17 protein-coding genes are annotated in these 19,253 nt (G+C 35.3%); 9 read left to right on the forward strand and 8 right to left on the reverse strand.

All coding sequences use genetic code 11. The features are described from left to right. Positions 1-137: 137 nt before the first annotated feature. Complete coding sequence (locus A9G12_RS06960) at positions 138-374, forward strand: hypothetical protein (RefSeq protein WP_065565136.1); 237 nt, start codon at positions 138-140, stop codon at positions 372-374. 164 nt (positions 375-538) lie between these two features. Here A9G12_RS06960 and lpdA read toward each other — a convergent pair whose 3' ends face one another. The 3 genes from lpdA to aceE are packed head-to-tail and all read right to left on the reverse strand — an operon-like array spanning position 539 to position 6,257. Then, positions 539-1,963, reverse strand: a complete 1,425-nt coding sequence (gene lpdA, locus A9G12_RS06965) for a dihydrolipoyl dehydrogenase (protein ID WP_065565137.1) — start codon at positions 1,961-1,963, stop codon at positions 539-541. Positions 1,964-1,979: 16 nt separating this feature from the next. Further along, positions 1,980-3,578 carry a pyruvate dehydrogenase complex dihydrolipoyllysine-residue acetyltransferase gene (gene aceF / locus A9G12_RS06970; RefSeq protein WP_065565138.1) on the reverse strand — a complete coding sequence of 533 codons (1,599 nt, stop codon included), beginning with the start codon at positions 3,576-3,578 and terminating at the stop codon, positions 1,980-1,982. A 12-nt stretch (positions 3,579-3,590) separates the two neighbouring features. Further along, a complete protein-coding gene (aceE, locus tag A9G12_RS06975; RefSeq protein ID WP_065565139.1) occupies positions 3,591-6,257 on the reverse strand; it encodes a pyruvate dehydrogenase (acetyl-transferring), homodimeric type in 2,667 nt (888 codons plus the stop codon). 366 nt (positions 6,258-6,623) lie between these two features. Here aceE and lipB point away from each other — a divergent pair, with 366 nt between their 5' ends. Together lipB and lipA are read left to right on the forward strand one after the other, a co-directional pair. Beyond that, positions 6,624-7,241, forward strand: coding sequence for a lipoyl(octanoyl) transferase LipB (lipB, locus tag A9G12_RS06980; protein WP_065565140.1), 618 nt, complete (start codon positions 6,624-6,626; stop codon positions 7,239-7,241). 11 nt (positions 7,242-7,252) lie between these two features. Further along, positions 7,253-8,212 (forward strand): lipoyl synthase, encoded by a 960-nt coding sequence (gene lipA / locus A9G12_RS06985; RefSeq protein ID WP_065565141.1) that lies wholly within the window; start codon positions 7,253-7,255, stop codon positions 8,210-8,212. A gap of 126 nt (positions 8,213-8,338) precedes the next feature. On the opposite strand, the gene A9G12_RS06990 is transcribed toward lipA, so the two are convergent. After that, positions 8,339-10,111 carry a DUF3413 domain-containing protein gene (locus tag A9G12_RS06990; RefSeq protein ID WP_065565142.1) on the reverse strand — a complete coding sequence of 591 codons (1,773 nt, stop codon included), beginning with the start codon at positions 10,109-10,111 and terminating at the stop codon, positions 8,339-8,341. 190 nt (positions 10,112-10,301) lie between these two features. Between A9G12_RS06990 and A9G12_RS06995 the strand changes: the two genes are divergently transcribed. The 4 genes from A9G12_RS06995 (at position 10,302) to A9G12_RS07010 (ending at position 14,942) form a co-directional block, all read left to right on the forward strand. Then, on the forward strand, positions 10,302-12,074 hold the full coding sequence (locus tag A9G12_RS06995) for an AAA family ATPase (protein WP_081299687.1): 1,773 nt from the start codon (positions 10,302-10,304) through the stop codon (positions 12,072-12,074). A gap of 147 nt (positions 12,075-12,221) precedes the next feature. Then, positions 12,222-12,743 carry a bifunctional 3-hydroxydecanoyl-ACP dehydratase/trans-2-decenoyl-ACP isomerase gene (gene fabA / locus A9G12_RS07000; RefSeq protein WP_065565143.1) on the forward strand — a complete coding sequence of 174 codons (522 nt, stop codon included), beginning with the start codon at positions 12,222-12,224 and terminating at the stop codon, positions 12,741-12,743. 348 nt (positions 12,744-13,091) lie between these two features. Then, positions 13,092-14,306 carry an MFS transporter gene (locus A9G12_RS07005; protein ID WP_065565590.1) on the forward strand — a complete coding sequence of 405 codons (1,215 nt, stop codon included), beginning with the start codon at positions 13,092-13,094 and terminating at the stop codon, positions 14,304-14,306. A gap of 150 nt (positions 14,307-14,456) precedes the next feature. Then, entirely contained in the window at positions 14,457-14,942 is a 486-nt protein-coding gene (locus A9G12_RS07010) for a thermonuclease family protein (RefSeq protein ID WP_065565144.1), read from the forward strand. A 28-nt stretch (positions 14,943-14,970) separates the two neighbouring features. Here the strand turns inward: A9G12_RS07010 and A9G12_RS07015 are convergent, their stop codons facing one another. From A9G12_RS07015 to A9G12_RS07030, 4 genes are all read right to left on the reverse strand, one after another. Continuing rightward, positions 14,971-15,258: a DUF5339 domain-containing protein gene (locus A9G12_RS07015; RefSeq protein WP_065565145.1), complete on the reverse strand. Its 288-nt coding sequence runs from the start codon at positions 15,256-15,258 to the stop codon at positions 14,971-14,973. A gap of 166 nt (positions 15,259-15,424) precedes the next feature. Further along, a complete protein-coding gene (cspE, locus tag A9G12_RS07020) occupies positions 15,425-15,634 on the reverse strand; it encodes a transcription antiterminator/RNA stability regulator CspE (RefSeq protein WP_065565146.1) in 210 nt (69 codons plus the stop codon). Between the two features lie 331 nt (positions 15,635-15,965). Continuing rightward, a complete protein-coding gene (gene proC / locus A9G12_RS07025) occupies positions 15,966-16,775 on the reverse strand; it encodes a pyrroline-5-carboxylate reductase (RefSeq protein ID WP_065565147.1) in 810 nt (269 codons plus the stop codon). 174 nt (positions 16,776-16,949) lie between these two features. Then, the gene (locus tag A9G12_RS07030; RefSeq protein ID WP_081299689.1) at positions 16,950-17,903 is read right to left on the reverse strand and encodes a type IV pilus twitching motility protein PilT; all 954 of its coding nucleotides are present in this window, start codon (positions 17,901-17,903) and stop codon (positions 16,950-16,952) included. A 24-nt stretch (positions 17,904-17,927) separates the two neighbouring features. Here A9G12_RS07030 and A9G12_RS07035 point away from each other — a divergent pair, with 24 nt between their 5' ends. Continuing rightward, the gene (locus A9G12_RS07035; RefSeq protein ID WP_065565148.1) at positions 17,928-18,629 is read left to right on the forward strand and encodes a YggS family pyridoxal phosphate-dependent enzyme; all 702 of its coding nucleotides are present in this window, start codon (positions 17,928-17,930) and stop codon (positions 18,627-18,629) included. A gap of 36 nt (positions 18,630-18,665) precedes the next feature. After that, positions 18,666-19,223 carry a YggT family protein gene (locus A9G12_RS07040; RefSeq protein WP_065565149.1) on the forward strand — a complete coding sequence of 186 codons (558 nt, stop codon included), beginning with the start codon at positions 18,666-18,668 and terminating at the stop codon, positions 19,221-19,223. The last annotated feature ends 30 nt before the right edge of the window (positions 19,224-19,253 follow it).

Here is a 19,253-nt window from a genome sequence, read left to right on the forward strand (position 1 = left end):
TTAGCAATTTTATACACAAACGTATATTGGGTCTGAAACTTTTTGTTATTTTTTGTAATTAAAATAAATAATCTTTCTTAACAACTAATTAGTGTATAAACTGCATATGTAATTATAGCTTATAAGTGCTTAATAATATGCTTATCGAAATTGAAAGTTTTTATGGTGGTACGCTGATTTCAGGTAAAGTAAGATCGATTGGTCAATTAAAGTCGCGGATGATGAAAATTATCCACGAAGTAGGACCAGAACAATTTATTGATACATTTTGCCACCGATATGGTTACGACATTTATCCATATGATAACAATATCCAAGTTGATTATGTGATTGACTTAGATATTTATCATGTATACCAACCCTCTTATAACTAACTACCGTCTTAATAACAAACTAGAACCACAAAATTATGATAACAATGGAATTTGGTATCATTGATCATATTGATTTACAGAAAGATTAGAGTTCTTACGAACAAAAAATACCGCCAGTATTACTGACGGTATGATTTTACTAAAAACAATATGCTCAATTGCTATTATTTTTTCTTGGCTTTGGCATTTGGTAAATCAGTTACAGTACCTTCGAATATTTCGGCAGCTAAGCCTATTGATTCATGCAAAGTTGGATGGGCGTGAATGGTTAGTGCGATGTCTTCGGCATCACAGCCCATTTCTACAGCTAACGTAATTTCGCCAAGTAATTCACCACCATTGGCCCCTACTACCGCACCACCTAACAAGCGATTATCAGCTTTATTAAAAATCAATTTAGTCATCCCTTCGGAACAATCAGAAGCAATGGCTCGGCCTGATGCTGCCCACGGGAAAACCGATACTTCATAATCGAATCCTTTAGCTTTAGCTTCTTTCTCAGTTAAACCAACCCAAGCTACTTCAGGTTCAGTATAAGCAATAGAAGGAATAGTTTTAGGATCGAAATAGTGTTTTTTACCAGCAATGACTTCGGCAGCTACATGCCCTTCATGCACACCTTTATGGGCAAGCATTGGTTGACCAACAATATCACCGATAGCATAAATGTGCGGCACATTGGTTCGCATCTGCTTATCAACTTCAATAAAGCCACGGTCAGTTACGTTAACGCCGGCCTTATCTGCACTAATAAGTTTACCATTTGGTGTACGACCAATGGCTACTAATACCGCATCATAAGTATGCGTTTCCGTGGCGCCATCTTTCTTTTCCATAGTGACATAGATAGCATCATGTTTAGCTTCAACCGTACTGACTTTAGTTTCTAATCGCAAAGTGAATTTCTTTTGGATCTGCTTGGTAAACACTTTCACTACATCTTTATCAGCAGCTGGGATCACTTGATCTAACATCTCGACAACATCCACTTCAGAACCCAATGCATGATAAACGGTACCCATTTCTAAACCGATAATGCCACCACCCATTAGCAGCAACTTTTTAGGAATAGTGGTTAATGCCAAAGCATCTGTGGAATCCCAGATTCTAGGGTCGTCATGAGGGATAAATGGCAATGTAATCGGTCGAGAACCAGCAGCAATAATAGCATTATCAAAAGTGATTTTGGTGATCCCTTTTGCTGAGGTTACATCCATGGTATGACTACCCGTAAATTGTGCCTCACCTTGGATTACATTGACTCTACGCATTTTTGCCATACCGGCAAGACCATTAGTCAGTTGGTTTATGACCTTCTCTTTCCAAGCGCGTACTCTATCTAATTCAAGTTTTGGAGTGCCAAAATGAATACCATGTTCAGTCAATGATTTAGCTTCGTCCATTACTTTGGCAACATGAAGTAGTGCTTTGGATGGAATACAACCCACATTTAAACATACACCACCTAATGTTGAATAACGTTCAACTAAGGTAACATCTAATCCCAAATCAGCAGATCGAAAGGCAGCGGAATAACCTGCTGGCCCTGCGCCTAACACCACAACTTGTGTTTTAACATCTTGACTCATAATATATTCCCCTCCCTTACATCACTAAACGACGTAAGTCGGATAAGACGTTAACAATATGGCTTAAGAAACGTGCACCATCGGCACCATCAATTACTCGGTGATCGAATGAAAGTGATAAAGGTAACATTAATCGAGGTGTAAATTCTTTACCATTCCAAATTGGTTTCATGCTGGAACGCGAAACCCCTAAAATACCAACTTCTGGTGCATTAACTATTGGCGTAAACGCGGTAGTACCAATACCACCTAAGCTTGAAATAGTGAAGCAACCACCTTGCATATCAGCACCAGTTAGTTTGCCATCACGTGCTTTTTTCGATATTTCAGCAAGTTCACGCGAAAGCTGTACAATGCCTTTTTTATCAACGTCTTTAAATACTGGTACCACTAAACCATTTGGCGTGTCCACCGCCACCCCAATATTGATGTATTTTTTAATAATCAATGTTTGAGCGTCTTCGGATATAGAACTGTTAAAACGTGGATAAGCAGTTAAAGCGTTGGCTACCGCTTTCATGATAAACACTAACGGCGTGATCTTAAGGTCCAGTTTTTTCTTATCAGCTTCAGCGTTTTGCTGCTTACGGAAGGCTTCTAGATCGGTAATATCGGCGTCGTCAAATTCAGTAACATGTGGAATCATTACCCAATTACGGTGTAAGTTAGCACCTGAAACTTTTTGAATTTTAGTCAATGGAAGTGTTTCTATTTCACCAAATTTACTAAAATCAACTTTCGGCCAAGGTAATAAACCAGGTAATGCACTGCCTGAAGCACCACTTTCAACTTGTTTTACGGCATTTTTGACGTAGGTTTGAATATCTTCACGCAAAATACGATGTTTAGGACCAGTTGGTGCAACTTTTGCCAAGTTAATACCAAATTCACGCGCTAAACGGCGGACTGATGGTGTCGCGTGGGCATAAGTATCATTTTCAACAAAATCATTACCGGCAGTAGTTGTGACTGAAGATGTAGTTGTAACTTGGGTTTGAGCAGGAGTATTTGGCGCACTAGCTGTGGCAACTGGAGTTGATGATTGGGTTTTAACTGCAACATCGCTAGCACTACTAGTAGTAAACTCCATAATTTTAGAACCAGTTTTAACTTTATCACCTATTTTAATGGTAATGCTCTTCACCACCCCTGCAATAGTTGCAGGTACTTCCATTGAAGCCTTATCTCCTTCAACTGTTATCAAGGAATCATCTACTGCTATAGTGTCACCAACTTTGACAAGAATTTCGGTAACTTCAACTTCGTCACCACCAATATCCGGTACATTAACATCAACAACTTGGCTTTCTACCGGGGCAGCAGCTGTTGTTGGTGCAGAAGTTGCGGCTAGAGATTCGTCTTTAGCTACTGGAGTACTAGCACCAGCTTCATCAAACACCATAATGCTAACACCAGTGGTTACCTTGTCGCCAACATTAACAATAATTGATTTAACAATCCCAGCTTGAGGAGCGGGAATTTCCATCGAGGCTTTATCGCCTTCAACCGTTAATAACGATTGATCTACATCGACCTTATCACCCACATTTACTAAAATTTCAGTGACTTCAACTTCATCATTGCCAATATCGGGTAATTTAATTTCAATACTCATTATCGTTACCTCTTATGCTATACGTGGGTTTAGTTTATCTGGATTAATATCGAACTTTTTAATCGCTTCATCTACTACACTTGTTGCAATATCACCACGTTTAGCTAGTTCGCCTAATGCAGCAACCACGACATAAGATGCATCGACTTCAAAATGATGACGTAAATTTTCGCGGCTATCACTACGACCAAAACCATCAGTACCAAGGACTCTATAATTTTCAGCTGGAACAAAGGCACGAATTTGATCGGCAAATAATTTCATATAATCAGTTGAAACAACCGCTGGATTGCTATTCATCACTTGAGTTATGTATGGAACTTTAGGTTTTTCACTTGGATGTAACATATTATAACGTTCACAATCTTGACCTTCGCGAGCAAGTTCAGTGAAAGAAGTTACGCTGTATACATCTGAGCTAATACCATAGTTTTTAGCTAGAATCTCAGCTGCTTCACGCACATGACGCAAAATAGAGCCAGAACCTAATAACTGCACTGATGGTTTGTCTTTTTGACCTTCTACTCTATCAAGTTTATAAATACCACGACGAATACCTTCTTCTGCACCTTCTGGCATAGCTGGTTGAGCATAGTTTTCGTTAAGCGTTGTGATATAGTAGTAAACGTTTTCTTGATCACCATACATACGGCGCAAACCGTCTTGCATAATTACAGCGACTTCATAGGCGTAAGCAGGATCGTAGGCAATACAGTTCGGAATAGTTAAGGCTTGAATATGGCTGTGACCATCTTGATGTTGTAAACCTTCACCATTTAAAGTAGTACGACCCGAAGTACCACCAATCATGAATCCTCGTGCTTGTTCATCACCTGCGGCCCACATTAAATCACCAACACGTTGGAAACCAAACATAGAGTAATAAATATAAAAAGGAATCATCGGGAAGTCATTTGTACTATAAGAAGTTGCAGCAGCTAACCATGAAGCGGTAGCCCCACATTCATTAATACCTTCCTGCAAAATTTGACCTTTTTCATCTTCACGATAATAAGCCACTTGTTCTTTATCTTGTGGTGTATATTGTTGCCCATGTGGGTTATAGATACCAATTTGACGGAATAAACCTTCCATACCAAAAGTACGCGCTTCGTCAGCTAAGATTGGTACTAAACGAGGTGCCAAGTCTTTATCTTTCAGCATGATATTCAGTGCTCGCACAAATGCAATAGTAGTTGAAATTTCTTTGGTTTGCGCTTCAAGCAATGAGGAAAATTCAGTTAACGGTGGGATTGAAACAGTACCTGAGAATTTGGTTAATCTTGAAGGAACATAACCATGTAAAGCATTGCGACGTTCATGGATATATTTGTATTCTGGAGTGTGTTCTTCGAATTTAATATAAGGTAATTTTTCGAGAGCATCATCGGTGACTGGAATATTGAAGAAATCACGCACATGACGCACGCCATCCATATTCATTTTTTTAACTTGGTGAGCTATATTTTTGGCTTCAGCTGCCTGCCCCATGCCATAACCTTTAATGGTATGGGCTAAAATAACCGTTGGACGATCCTTAGTTTGCTTTGCACGATTAAAAGCAGCAAACATTTTTGCAGGATCTTGACCACCACGATTTAGTCGGAAAATCTCTTCATCAGTCATGTCTTTAACTAATTCAGCTGTTTCGGGATATTTACCGAAGAAATGTTCACGAACATAGGCTCCGTCTTTAGATTTGAAAGTTTGGTAATCACCATCAAGGGTTTCATTCATTAAACGAATTAATTTACCTGATTTATCTTTTTGTAACAGTTTATCCCAACGATTGCCCCAAATAACTTTAATTACATCCCAACCAGCACCTGCAAATACCCCTTCTAATTCATTGATAATTTTTCCATTACCTGTTACTGGTCCATCAAGACGTTGTAAATTACAGTTGATGATAAAAACTAAATTATCTAATTTTTCACGAGTAGCAAGGGTAATGGCACCTTTTGATTCTGGCTCATCCATTTCGCCATCGCCTAAAAATGCATAAACGGTTTGCTCAGTTGTATCTTTAAGACCGCGGTGATTTAGATATTTTAAAAAGCGAGCTTGGAAAATTGCACTAATTGGACCTAAGCCCATTGAAACTGTTGGAAATTGCCAAAATTCAGGCAATAATTTTGGATGTGGGTAAGAAGGCAAACCTTTACCGTGAACTTCTTGTCGGAAGTTATCTAATTGTTCTTCTGTTAAGCGTCCTTCAACAAAAGCTCGTGAATATATACCAGGTGAAACATGTCCTTGGAAATAAACCAAATCACCGCCGTCTTTAGCATTTCGAGCACGAAAAAAGTGATTAAAACAAACTTCATAAAAAGTAGCTGCTGATTGAAATGAAGCCATGTGCCCGCCAAGCTCTAAATCTTTTTTAGAGGCTCTCAGCACCATCATCATAGCATTCCAACGGACAATTGAACGAATGCGTCTTTCGATCTCCCAATCCCCAGGATACGCAGGTTGTTCTTCTACTGGAATGGTATTAATATAATTACTTGTTGAAGAACCAAAAAGCAATGGGACGCCCCCATCTCTCGCTTTATTGACAAGATGTTCGATAATATACTGCGCGCGTTCTATCCCTTCCTCACGAATGATTGAATCAAGACTTTTCAGCCAATCTTGAGTTTCAATGGGATCGATATCATTCATTTGCATGTCCGACATATAAAAACCTCTTTTTTTGTTAGAAAAAATGCAGCATTCACTATCGTTAGCTATAACTAAATCTATAACTAATAATAACTTCCAACTCTGCATAACGGAGTTTAATTCATATAAGGATGCCAGTTTCAAAAGAAAAGTAAAGCAAACCGGCAATTAGAAAAGAATGTTAATTCCTATCAAATTAATCAACTATTTCAATACATTTGTTACTGAAATCTTAATTAATTGATAAATAATAATTTTATTAAAAATAGAGTCTTTAAAAGTGATAGTTTTGCTTACATCTTGATTTAGCCTCAGTTGTCAAGGTGTAGCAAAATCTGTTATATAGATGTAAATTAATTTATAAATACTTGTATTAATTATATGTTCAATAATGTCGTTATTAGAGATTTAGGTAATATGCCTTACATGCAAACTTACCAAGCTATGCATGACTTTACCCAAAACCGCAATCATCAAACGAACGATGAAATTTGGCTAGTTGAGCATCCATCAGTATTCACGCAAGGCAAGGTTGGTAAACCTGAACATTTATTAACTAAAACTGATATCCCAGTAGTTCAAACTGATCGGGGAGGGCAAATTACTTATCATGCTCCCGGTCAACAAATAATGTATATTCTGTTGGATTTGAAACGACGAAAAATTGGTATTCGCCAAGTAGTTAGTTACTTAGAAAATAGCGTTATTCAAACATTAGCTCATTACAATATTGAAGCATATGCTAAAACTGATGCCCCGGGTGTGTATATTGACAATAAAAAGATCTGCTCACTAGGTTTACATATTAAACATGGTTGTACCTTACACGGACTGGCATTAAATATTAATATGGATCTTACTCCATTTAATAACATCAATCCTTGTGGTTATGCGGGATTGCAAATGACGCAATTGAAAGATTATGTTGCATCAATTGATCGCCAAGAGATAAAACAATTGTTAACTGATATTTTTGTTAGTCAGTTACCTAACCAATAAGATAAAAAATTATGCCAGATAATGAAACAATAATTAGAAGTTCAAAATATCGTGATGCTGACAAAACCCGACTCATTCCTACAATTACTTTAGAAGATGCCGCTCCACTCAAAAAACCAGAATGGATGCGGATTAAATTATCGGCCCATTCAGATAATATTGCGCATATAAAAAATACTATGCGTAAGCATGGGTTACATTCAGTTTGTGAGGAAGCATCTTGCCCTAATTTGGCTGAATGTTTCAATCACGGTACCGCTACTTTTATGATTTTAGGTGATATTTGTACCCGCCGTTGTCCATTTTGTGATGTTGCTCATGGCCGTCCTTTACCACCTGATCATGAGGAACCAAATAAATTAGCTCTAACAATTCAGGAAATGAGATTACGCTATGTAGTTATTACTTCGGTGGATCGTGATGACCTCAAAGATGGTGGTGCCAGCCATTTTGCTGCTTGTACTGCGGAAATACGTGCTTCGAGCCCTAACATCAAAGTAGAAACTTTAACTCCAGATTTTCGTGGTTGTATTGATGAAGCAGTGGCAGTATTGAGTGATAATCCACCAGATGTTTTTAACCATAATTTAGAGAATATTCCCCGCTTATATAAAAAGATCCGTCCAGGGGCTAGCTATGAAGGTTCACTCAAATTATTAGCCTCTTTTAAAGAAAAACACCCTGAAATCCCTACTAAGTCAGGTTTAATGGTTGGTCTTGGTGAAACCAATCAAGAACTAATTCAAGTACTAAAAGACTTACGTTTCCATGGGGTAACTATGTTAACTCTTGGTCAGTACTTGCAACCCAGCAAATATCATTTACCAGTTGAGCGCTATGTTTCTCCCCAAGAATTTGATGAACTTAAACAAACTGCTTTAGCTTTAGGATTTACCCATGCGGCTTGCGGTCCGTTTGTACGTTCTTCTTATCATGCTGATTTACAGGCAATGGGAAAAGAGGTTAAGTGATCGCTTCACCTTAGACTTTAATTTACGGTAAAATGAAATACTCAAACGTATAGCACTCCTGAAACATCTTTACAAAATAATTAATCAATAAATTATTAGATGAATAATAAGTCACAACTACCGATTTTAATTATCCACCACCATAAAGCGACGGTTTTCGGTGACAATTTGTAAAAATATTGGCAGACTAATTACCTCACCTTTTTGTAATTTACCATCAAGGTTATAAATTTTTGACCGCCCAAAAGCATCGAGAACAACAGTTTTATCATCATAAAGGGCCGCAACTTCGTTTTCATTGCCTGCTACTACCCATTGGCGACGATTATTATCAAATAAATTTTGACCTTGGCTATATTGTTTGGCTGGAGTAGTAACCCAAAATACATCTTGCATTAATGTTCTCATAATGTCAGTCTGCGAAGTTGTTTGCTCAATTCGGGCACTTTCTTTATTTGGCCACCTAATAATCAAAGGCACTTTTATTGAGTCACGATTAAAAATACTACCATTATTAGGTGTAACTATTTTTTTAGTTTCATCAACATTAATATCATTAGTTCCGGTAATAATGATAATAGTATTTTCATAAGCATTAGATAATTGCAGATAAGCTATTAATGACTCTAAATATTGATCTAATTTTTTTGCGGCGCTCTCATATTCTGTTAATGATACTTTTTTATTTTTATCACTAAGTGAATAGTGAATAATCGAAAATAATGGTGCATGGTTTTCAAGTTTATTTTGCTCATCATGCCATGCCATCCAATTATCTGTTACTTGTTTATTCGATTGTCTCTTTGGTTCAGGCAGAGTAAAGTTAGATAACAACGCATTTCGATATAATGGTTCTGAAAAACCATCTGTTGCAAATAAACCTAAATTATAATGTTGCTTGGCAACCACATCCAATAATACTGATGGTTTGTGACCTGTTAAGATACTGTTGTAATAATTTGGATCTAAACCATAAAATAGTGAAAAATCATTTAAATAGGCTTCATTACTGGCTCCATAATGATTAGTAAATTGGGTATTTTCTTGAGCAAATTTATTCAACCACAACATGTTATTGGTTAATAATTTACTATTCCAACCGTCAATCATAATCATTAGCACATTTTGTTTCACTGTAGGTTCATCAAAAGCAATGCGACCAAGAGGATATTCGATGGTCATAGCAAAAGGATTACCTTCTTGAGCAAGACGATCACGATAACCATTTTCCTCAATAAATCCATAACGTTCAAGAAAATGTCGGGCTGTTAGTGGATAAGAGAGTGGTAAACTCGATCGTTGCATAGTTATTGGACGGTAGAAATTAGCATCCGCCCAAATATGAATTAAATGTGAAGAAATGAAACAAACAATAAATAAAATAACTACTGGCTTAGCATAGCGTCTACGTTTACTCAGACTACGTAATTTTTTCCAACTCCAAACAGAAAATAAAATTTCTATCAATAAGATAAAAGGAATAGCAATAAATTCGACGCTTAAAAAAGAAGCTTTTTGATTAAAAAATAACTTTAAAATAGATAAATTAAGATGCATTCGAAAATGCGAAAAAACTTCAATATCAATAACTAATAGTGATATTCCAACAGTAGCAATGATAGTGGCAATAATTCGTTGCCAGCGTGATGAATAAATAAAAAAACTTAACGGAAAAAGTAAAATCAAATAGGTAATAAAAGTTAAAAAACTAAAATGCCCAATAGCACTAATAATGGCATAGAATCTACCAATAAAAGTTCGTGGCCAATCGGCAATGAACAAATATTTGCTACCTAATATAATAACTACAAAAATGTTAAATAAAGTAAACCAATGCCCCCAACTTACTATTTGTGAAGAGCGGTCATCCTTTAAGTGATTATTTTTGATTTTGAGCATATTTAATTGTTGCTGATAAAAATTAAGAAAGTAAAACAAACCTTAGATTGTCGAGTAGTTTACCTGATTTGAAAAAATCTTTCTGTAATTTTTTTATTTGTTAGCATAAACATTTTGCTAACTGTTGGCGTTATAATCGATACTTGTTATAATTTGCAAATTATTTTCGTTAACAAAAAAGATAATTATTTTGGCAATTACACAACTCACAGCAAAGCAAACCCAACCTAATTTAGAACAACTTAATGAACTAATAGCCAAGGCCGACACCAGCGCCCCTTCTGAACCAAGTAAATCTGACCATTTACTTAGTTGGCAGCCACGCGTTGCTTCTGCTTTGTCGATGTTATGCCCAACAACAAGAGCCAATTACCAGCCTCGCTTTATGTTACTCAAGGCGAATGAGAGTGAGTTATTGTTTGATTTACTAAGGCAATCAGTTAAATTAAACACATCCACCATGGAATTAGGTTATAGCTACTATTTTGGTGAAAATAAAATCACTTTGACTGCGGCTAAAAGTAAGCAAGATAATTTTGCAACTTTAGATAATTGTTTATCAGCAACTACTGTTGACGCGGAAAAACTGTTTGGTTGTGTTAGACAACCAGAAAATAGCCCCATCAAATTACAAGCTGGCTTAGTACATCAGGCTAATGGTGGTGTTTTAATCTTAGGTTTACGTTCGTTACTCAGCCAACCTTCCCTATGGGCAAAGCTAAAACAGATGGTAATCAAACAAGAGTTTGAATGGTTTTCTTCTGATGAGTCCCATCCTTTACCTTTAGCCATACCGTCAATGCCACTAGACTTACGTATTATTTTAGTTGGTGATCGCTTAAGTTTGTCTGATTTACAAGAATTTGAACCTGAGTTTTATGCTACGGCAATTTATGCTGAATTTGAAAATGAATTGCAAATCAAATCAACCGAACAAATAACCAACTGGCTTAGTTATTTGCAATTTATTGCCCATAATCAACAATTACCTACTATTGATAAATCCGCTTTTGCTAGATTTTATAAACAAGCAACTCGTTACACTGGTGATCAATATTATTTGCCACTAGCTGTTGATTGGGTGCAGTCGTTACTGGTTGATGCTGCATATTTTGCTAAAAATAATACCATTGATAATGATTCTTTAACACAAGCGATTACCCAAAAATCATGGCGTGAGGATTACTTGATTGAGCGATTTCATGACGAAATTTTTAGTAATCAAATAATGATAGATACTAAAAATCAAGTAGTAGGGCAGATTAATGGCTTATCGGTTATTGAATATCCGGGTTATCCAAGAATGATTGGCGAACCAACGCGCTTAAGCTGTTTAGTGCATTTTGGTGACGGTGAATTAATTGATATTGAACGTAAAACCGAACTTGCCGGTAGTATTCATTCCAAAAGTATGATGATTATGCAGTCATTTATTATGTCTGAGTTTGCGATTAATCATCAATTGCCCTTTTCAACTTCTTTAGTATTTGAGCAATCCTATAGCGAAATTGACGGTGATAGTGCTTCACTTGCCGGGCTTTGTGCTTTAATTAGTGCCCTTTCTCAACAACCAATAGATCAACAACTAGCGGTCACAGGTTCCGTAGATCAGTTTGGGCATGTGCAATCGATTGGTGGAGTTAATGAGAAAATTGAAGGCTTTTTTGCTGTATGCCAGAATCAGGGATTAACTGGTCAACAAGGCGTTATTATTCCAGCTAGTAATCAACGGCATTTAAGTTTAAATGATGATGTGATAGCTGCAATCAAGCAAGATAAGTTTTCAATTTGGGCAGTTGAACATATAGCAGAAGCACTTTACTTATTGACCGGTATTCCTTATAAAGATGAATCTAGTATTAGTTTATATAAGTTGATTCATGCCCGCATGCAAACAATGCTATTACAAGATAAAAAACATAATAGCTGGCTGAGTAAATGGCAAAAATATTGCAAAAAGTAGCAATTGCCCATAAACTTTAAAGCACCGAGCCATTGCTAGATGCAATGGTAATAGATTAGTTTTATAACGATTAATTTTCGTAATATGGTTTTTCAAAAATTATTTTAACAACCATTTATGTATTAACAACAAACAAAAGGTTTTTATATGACATTTGAACGTAAGTCTTCATACGATAAAGCAGATCTGATTAAATCAGGTAATAATGAATTATTTGGTCACGACGGTCCCCCTTTACCATCCGATTTAATGTTAATGATGGATCGCGTTATCGAAATGAATGAAGATGGCGGTAATTTTGGCAAAGGTTATGTCGAAGCTGAACTGGACATCAATCCTGATTTATGGTTCTTTAAATGCCATTTTAAAAACGATCCAGTTATGCCTGGTTGCCTTGGCCTTGACGCTTTATGGCAATTAGTAGGATTTTATTTAGGTTGGCTTGGTGGTAAAGGTAAAGGCCGAGCTTTGGGAGTTGGCGAACTTAAACTAAAAGGTCAAGTATTACCAAATAATAAAAAAGTCACTTATAAAATTCACTTTAAACGAGTTATTAATCGTAAATTAATTATGGGAATCGGTGATGGCGAAGTTTTAGTTGATGGTAAACCAATTTATGAAGCCACCGATCTAAAGGTTGGTTTATTCAAAGATACAAGCAGTTTTTAACTTTTCACTATTACATAAACCTTACTAACCACGAGTTAGTGAGGTTTAAACAAAAAATGCTATTTTATTTCAACTTATTGAAATAATTTAAAAATCGTCCTATAGTCCCTAGCGATGTCAATTTCCTTGCTGATCTTGGCAGAACTAAATTACTCATTTGCTCATAGTATTAGTAAATGGATAATTTTTATTAACCATTAAAATAGATATACCAAATTTATACCCAAATATTTCCGGGTCAAAATAAATCCTTCTGGTGTTTTCGTAGCCAACCAATCAGAAATAATATGGATGAATAATGCGTATATTTATTTGTGAATGTCAAAAGCACAAATAAGTTGTTTTATTATGGATAAGCAATCACAAACAAAATTGTGGAGTGCAGACTTTATTGTTGTTGCTGCAATCAATTTATTAGTTCTAGTCAGTTATTATATGTTGCTGGTAACCATTGGTAATTATGTCGTCGATACCTTTGATGCAAGTAAAAGTGTGGCTGGATTAGTTACCGGAACAATGGTTATTGGTTGTTTGGTGGGAAGATTTATAACTGGTTTTTTCCTGGAAATGATAGGCTGCAAAAAAGTTCTTTTTGTTGGTATTATTGGCTTTATCATCACCATGGCGTTGTATCTTACGGCTTTTAATCTCTCATCTTTAATATTTATCCGTTTTATTAGTGGTATTTTTGTTGGCGTAATTGGCACCGTAACCGGAACTATTTTGGTGTATATAGTACCACCTAATCGTCGCGGTGAAGGCATAAGTTATTTTAGTTTAAGTACTATTTTGGCTACAGCATTAGGTCCTTTTGCCGGAATGTTGCTAGTACAATATGTTCATTTCAATATACTGTTTTATTTCTCTGTTGTTATTGGGGCAATTTGTTTATTAATCGCTTTACAACTACAAGCTAATAAATTAGTGATCAATAAACCACAAACTCACACTAACCAAAACAAAGTGGCATGGTTACAACTATCAAGTTACATTGAACCTAGTGCTTTACGAATTTCATTTATTGTAATGCTTGTTTCTGTTGGTTATGCAGCCATTCAAGCTTATCTTTCATTTTATGCTCAAGAATTGGGTTTAATCGAAGCAGCTAGTTTCTTCTTTGCTATTTATGCCATATTTATTTTAATTTCACGACCATTTAGTGGTCGGTTATTCGATCTGAAAGGTGAAAATGTTATTATTTACCCTACTTTATTTTTACTCAGCATCGGCTTTATGGTACTTAGTATTGCAAACAATGCTTTAGTTCTACTGCTGTCAAGCGCATTAATAGGGCTAGGTTTTGGTAACTTTCAATCAACTGCCCAAGCGGTTGCGGTAAAAGTTTCTCCACACCATAAAGTTGGGCAAGCCACTTCCACCTATTTTATACTATTTGATTTTGGTATTGGTCTTGGACCATATTTCATGGGGCAACTTATTCCATATACTGGTTATCATGGTTTATATTTGGTATGTGCATTAATTAGCCTATTATCGATGATACTTTACTTTTTCTTACATGGTCGCCAAAAACCAGCCATTTCCGTAATGAAAGAAAGATAGGATTAATTAGCTAAAACACAACCTAACATTAAATACCAAGAAATAATATTTCGATTTTTTAATATTATTAAATATTAGAACCCTTAGTAATTGAGTATCCATTTACACTCAGTATATAATATTATCAATATTAGTTATTTATCATCGATTATGTATTTTATAAAACAATTTTTTATTAGTCTTATTTTATTATTCTCGTTAATTACTCTCGCCCATGCTGATTTTAAAGGTAAAGTCGTTAAGGTAATTGATGGTGATACCATTGAAGTATTGACACAAAAAAAACAAAAAATTCGCATTCGTTTATTGGACATTGATGCACCAGAGAGTCGCCAAGCTTACGGCAATGTTTCTAAAAAATATCTTGCCTCTTTAATTGCTGGTGACACGGTGTTAGTGAAGGATAAAGGCAAAGATGTCTACCAAAGAACATTAGGCACCATTATTAAAAATAGCGTTGATATCAATGCTAAAATGGTTGAAAATGGATATGCTTGGGCTTACCGCTATAAAGGTGTGGCAAAGAATAAGAAAATGGTCACTCTAGAAGATAATGCTAAGAGCAATAAAAAAGGGCTTTGGAAAGATAAAAATCCAATTGCCCCTTGGGATTTCCGTCATAATAATAAATACTGAAATAAGTACCAATATTAGCTATAATGGTTTATTTTTTAGCATTAGATAATAATGCGGCTTCCAATCGATTTAACGCTTCTTCACCTTGCTTACAAGCGTTATCTTGTTGATCTTCTGGTAAATCAGCAACTTGTTTTTTACCAGATTCTAAAGTTTGCTTAAATAACTCAGTCTGTTCTTTAGTCTCAGCATCATCAGGTAAAGACTTTACTAACTTATCAACTTTCTCAAAATATGCTTTACATGTTGCTGATAAATCAGCCATCGCGATAGATGACATGCCCATAAGAGCAACAATAAACACTAATTTTTTCATTCATTTTATCCTTATATATGAATATATTTTATTACTATTATAATAGGCAAAAAATATCAATTATTATTGCCTAAGCAATAATATTGAAATTGAAAAAGTAAGTCTAGATAAATAAAGAATCTTATCAGTAAAAATTTACTGATAAGATAAAAGGTAAGGATAAGAATTAGATTGCAACAACATCCGCAGCTGAAGGACCGCGAGGACTATCTTGAATAGAGAACTCTACTTGTTGACCTTCTGCTAATGTTTTGAATCCATCACCGGAAATTGCAGAAAAGTGTACAAACACATCTTTACTACCATCTGTTGGAGAGATAAAACCAAAACCTTTACTTTCATTAAACCATTTAACTTGACCAGTTTTCTTAGACATAATAATCTTCCTTTTAAAAATAATCTCAGCCGATAAGGCCATATTCAAAATACATAAAACTTAGACTACTTATAAACACTGAGAGGGGAGTTGAAGAAAACTAATACTAATCTAAGATAGAAAGTAAACTACAAACTGCTTATATCAAAATGTTACTAAATAAATCTGCACGTCATATGCTTAATACTATTAACTCATATATTGCAGGCTTATGCAAGGAATGTTTCCAACTATTTTATTAATTACTGTGATAGCTATTAACTTATAAACAATTATTCGTCTTAGTAAAACTAGATCAAAAGTATAACTAAGACGGATAAAATTGATGAAGTTATTTTTCAGCCATCGCTTGAGATTTTAAAATAGTGGCCTCAACGGCTTCTATTACCGCAGACCTAAAACCACAAGCTTCAAGTTTTTGCACGCCTTCAATGGTAGTACCTGCTGGTGAACATACCATATCTTTTAGTTCACCTGGGTGTTTCCCTGTTTCAAGCAATAATTTTGCAGATCCCATAACTGTTTGAGCGGCAAATTTGTAAGCTTGTTTTCTGGATAATCCACCTTTTACTGCACCATCAGCTAAAGCTTCAATAAACATAAACACAAATGCTGGCGATGAACCACTGGCTCCAACTACTGCATCAATTAAGTATTCAGGCACAACTTCAGTTTCACCAATGCAATTTAATAGTGATTGAATAATATCGAGTTCCTCTTCGGTGACTTCGGTATTAGGGGTAATCGAACACATTGCGGCATTAACTAACGCTGGAGTATTTGGCATTACTCTTACTATCTTTTGTTCATAACCAACACTTTTAGCAATAGTTTTTATAGTCACTCCTGCAGCGATTGACACGACGATAGTATTCTTTTTTAACTCTTTTTGGATATCATTTAATACATCAATAATCACATTAGGTTTTACCGCAATAAATACGATATCAGACTCTCTAGCTACATCACGAGCTGAGTTCAAATTATTAACCAAATACGTTTGATTTAGTGCTTGCCCTTTTTCAGGATTAGTGTCATAAACAAAAAGTTGAGGGCCAGTAACAATTTTGCTAGCCAAAATTCCATGTAATATAGCATTACCCATATTACCTAAACCAATAAAGCCTATACGTTGTTCCATTTATTTATGCCCTCTGTATTAAATATTTATTAGTTAATTATAGAGTATTTTTAACATAAAACTTAGATTTTTATCTTTACAAAATTGTAAATACGACAGTTACAACTTTTTCAAAATAATTTAATTAACTCATAACTACAACATTTTAATCCTACTAATAAAATCACACATTATTTAATTATTTGGCATTAACTGCATGCCATATTGTTGTCCAGTTTGCATTAACGAAAAAATCTGCTTAATTTTACCTTCATTAATCAAATTGCTTACCGCCGCAGTATTAATTAGTATTTCAAATACAGCTTTGCGACCACGACCATCTGTAACTAACTTTTGACTAATAATTGCTTTTAAGCTACTGGCTAATTGAGCACGAATAAAATCCCTTTCCGATCCACTAAACACATCTATAATGCGATTAATACTTTGAATGGCGGAACTAGTGTGTAATGTAGCCAATACTAAATGTCCTGTTTCTGCCGCTGTTAATGCCACTTGTATCGTTACTTTATTTCGCAATTCACCTAATGAAATAATGTCTGGATCCTGTCTTAATATACTATCAATAGCCTTCTCGAAGTTGGGTACTTCCCGTTGCTGAATCAGTGACTGTACATTTTGATAAATAAATTCTATTGGGTCCTCTAAAGTAATAATATGTTTAGCTTCATTTAGATTTATATGTTGGATAAGAGACGCCAATGTGGTTGATTTGCCACTACCAGTAGCCCCGGTAACTAAAATAATTCCATGTGTATTTTTTACAAGTTGTTTTAATACTTCTGGAGCAGCTATTTCTAACAAAGTGGGAATAGATTGATTAATAATCCTGAAAACTGCCGAAATTCCCCGTTGCTGATAGAAAACATTTACTCTAAAACGACCTATTTCAGCTACCTGATAAGCTAAATCAACATGCCCTTTTTGCTGTAATTGTGCTTTTTGTGATTCATTAAGTAAACTTAAAAGTTCAGTTTCTAAACTGAGTGGGAGTAATTTTTGTTCGGGAAAAAATTGCAGTTGTCCATTAATGCGCATACAAGCTGATTCACCACTTGAAAGGTGCAAATCTGAGGCTTTTTGAGTTACACTAAGCGCTAATATTGAGTTTAATACTAAATTTGACATACCGATTATTAATTGGGAATTAACATGAATACCTTACCTGACAATTTACTTGCTATAAATAATAAAATTCGGGAAATTGCCTTAGAATGTGAAAGAGATCCCAGCACAATTGAGCTTATTGCAGTTAGTAAAACTAAACCTGTAAACCAAATCACAGAAGCAATTAATGCGGGGCAGTTATCGTTCGGTGAAAATTATGTTCAAGAAGGTGTGGAAAAAATCCATTATTTCAAACAAACTTTGCCAGAAACCCCATTAGTTTGGCACTTCATTGGTCCATTACAATCTAATAAAACAAAATTAGTAGCCGAAAATTTTGACTGGATGCATACTATCGATCGTTTAAAAATAGCCCAGCGATTAAGTGATCAACGTCCTGCTAACATGCCAAACCTTAATGTTCTTATTCAAGTTAACATTAGCCAAGAAACTAGTAAATCAGGCATTGCACCAGACCAAGTAGCAGAATTAGTTAAACAAGTTATCACCCTACCAAATTTAAGTTTGCGTGGATTAATGGCAATTCCTGAAATCGAAAATGATTATGATAAACAACTTATTATATTTAAACAAATGCAACAATTATTACTGTCATTGCAAATTGATTATCCCTTTATGAAAACACTTTCTATGGGTATGACTGGTGACATGCAAGCCGCGATTGCTGCTGGAAGTACCATGGTGCGTATTGGGACTGCAATCTTTGGATCACGCCAATATTTATGATATATTGCTGGCTATACTTATCTTAAGGAGTTTTAAATGATAGCGCTTTTCTTTTTAGGAAAAACGATTTTAACTTTTAGCCTGTATATTTTAATTTTACGATTATGGATGCAGCGCATTCGTGTCAATTTTTATAATCCATATACTCAATTCATTGTCCGCATTACCCAACCTATTATTGGGCCATTACGCAGAATTATTCCTTCGATTGGAAAGTTTGATACCGCTACATGGATCATTTTATATATTGTTGCACTTATTAAGCTTATTTTTGTGTTATATATTGGAACGATTAATGCACCTATTTGGAGTATTAGTTATCTGTTCTTTGCTTTTGCAGTTATAGCTCATGAGGTAGGATATTTACTATTTTGGTTACTACTATTTAGGGCTATTTTAAGTTGGGTTAGCCGAGGACAATCAATTGCAGATGAACTTCTCAGTCAGTTAACTGAGCCTTTAGTTGCGCCTATTCGCCGCATAGTGCCACCAATTGGAATTATTGATATTTCATTTATGATCGTAGTATTTGTTCTTATCTTCCTTAATATGTTAGGTATTGATGCGTTTGGCAATTTGTGGCTTATTCTTTAACATAAATATCTAAAAGGGAATCAAGATTCC

It is taken from the genome of Gilliamella sp. wkB112 (genome assembly GCF_001690685.1).
GTDB classification, from domain to species: Bacteria; Pseudomonadota; Gammaproteobacteria; order Enterobacterales; family Orbaceae; genus Gilliamella; species Gilliamella apicola_J.

Coding starts and splice junctions, on each gene's coding strand:
- A9G12_RS06960 (WP_065565136.1), top strand. CDS start 138: ATGCTTATCGAAATTGAAAGTTTTTATGGTGGTACGCTGATTTCAGGT.
- lpdA (WP_065565137.1), bottom strand. CDS start 1,963: ATGAGTCAAGATGTTAAAACACAAGTTGTGGTGTTAGGCGCAGGGCCA.
- aceF (WP_065565138.1), bottom strand. CDS start 3,578: ATGAGTATTGAAATTAAATTACCCGATATTGGCAATGATGAAGTTGAA.
- aceE (WP_065565139.1), bottom strand. CDS start 6,257: ATGTCGGACATGCAAATGAATGATATCGATCCCATTGAAACTCAAGAT.
- lipB (WP_065565140.1), top strand. CDS start 6,624: ATGTTCAATAATGTCGTTATTAGAGATTTAGGTAATATGCCTTACATG.
- lipA (WP_065565141.1), top strand. CDS start 7,253: ATGCCAGATAATGAAACAATAATTAGAAGTTCAAAATATCGTGATGCT.
- A9G12_RS06990 (WP_065565142.1), bottom strand. CDS start 10,111: ATGCTCAAAATCAAAAATAATCACTTAAAGGATGACCGCTCTTCACAA.
- fabA (WP_065565143.1), top strand. CDS start 12,222: ATGACATTTGAACGTAAGTCTTCATACGATAAAGCAGATCTGATTAAA.
- A9G12_RS07005 (WP_065565590.1), top strand. CDS start 13,092: ATGGATAAGCAATCACAAACAAAATTGTGGAGTGCAGACTTTATTGTT.
- A9G12_RS07010 (WP_065565144.1), top strand. CDS start 14,457: ATGTATTTTATAAAACAATTTTTTATTAGTCTTATTTTATTATTCTCG.
- A9G12_RS07015 (WP_065565145.1), bottom strand. CDS start 15,258: ATGAAAAAATTAGTGTTTATTGTTGCTCTTATGGGCATGTCATCTATC.
- cspE (WP_065565146.1), bottom strand. CDS start 15,634: ATGTCTAAGAAAACTGGTCAAGTTAAATGGTTTAATGAAAGTAAAGGT.
- proC (WP_065565147.1), bottom strand. CDS start 16,775: ATGGAACAACGTATAGGCTTTATTGGTTTAGGTAATATGGGTAATGCT.
- A9G12_RS07030 (WP_081299689.1), bottom strand. CDS start 17,903: ATGTCAAATTTAGTATTAAACTCAATATTAGCGCTTAGTGTAACTCAA.
- A9G12_RS07035 (WP_065565148.1), top strand. CDS start 17,928: ATGAATACCTTACCTGACAATTTACTTGCTATAAATAATAAAATTCGG.
- A9G12_RS07040 (WP_065565149.1), top strand. CDS start 18,666: ATGATAGCGCTTTTCTTTTTAGGAAAAACGATTTTAACTTTTAGCCTG.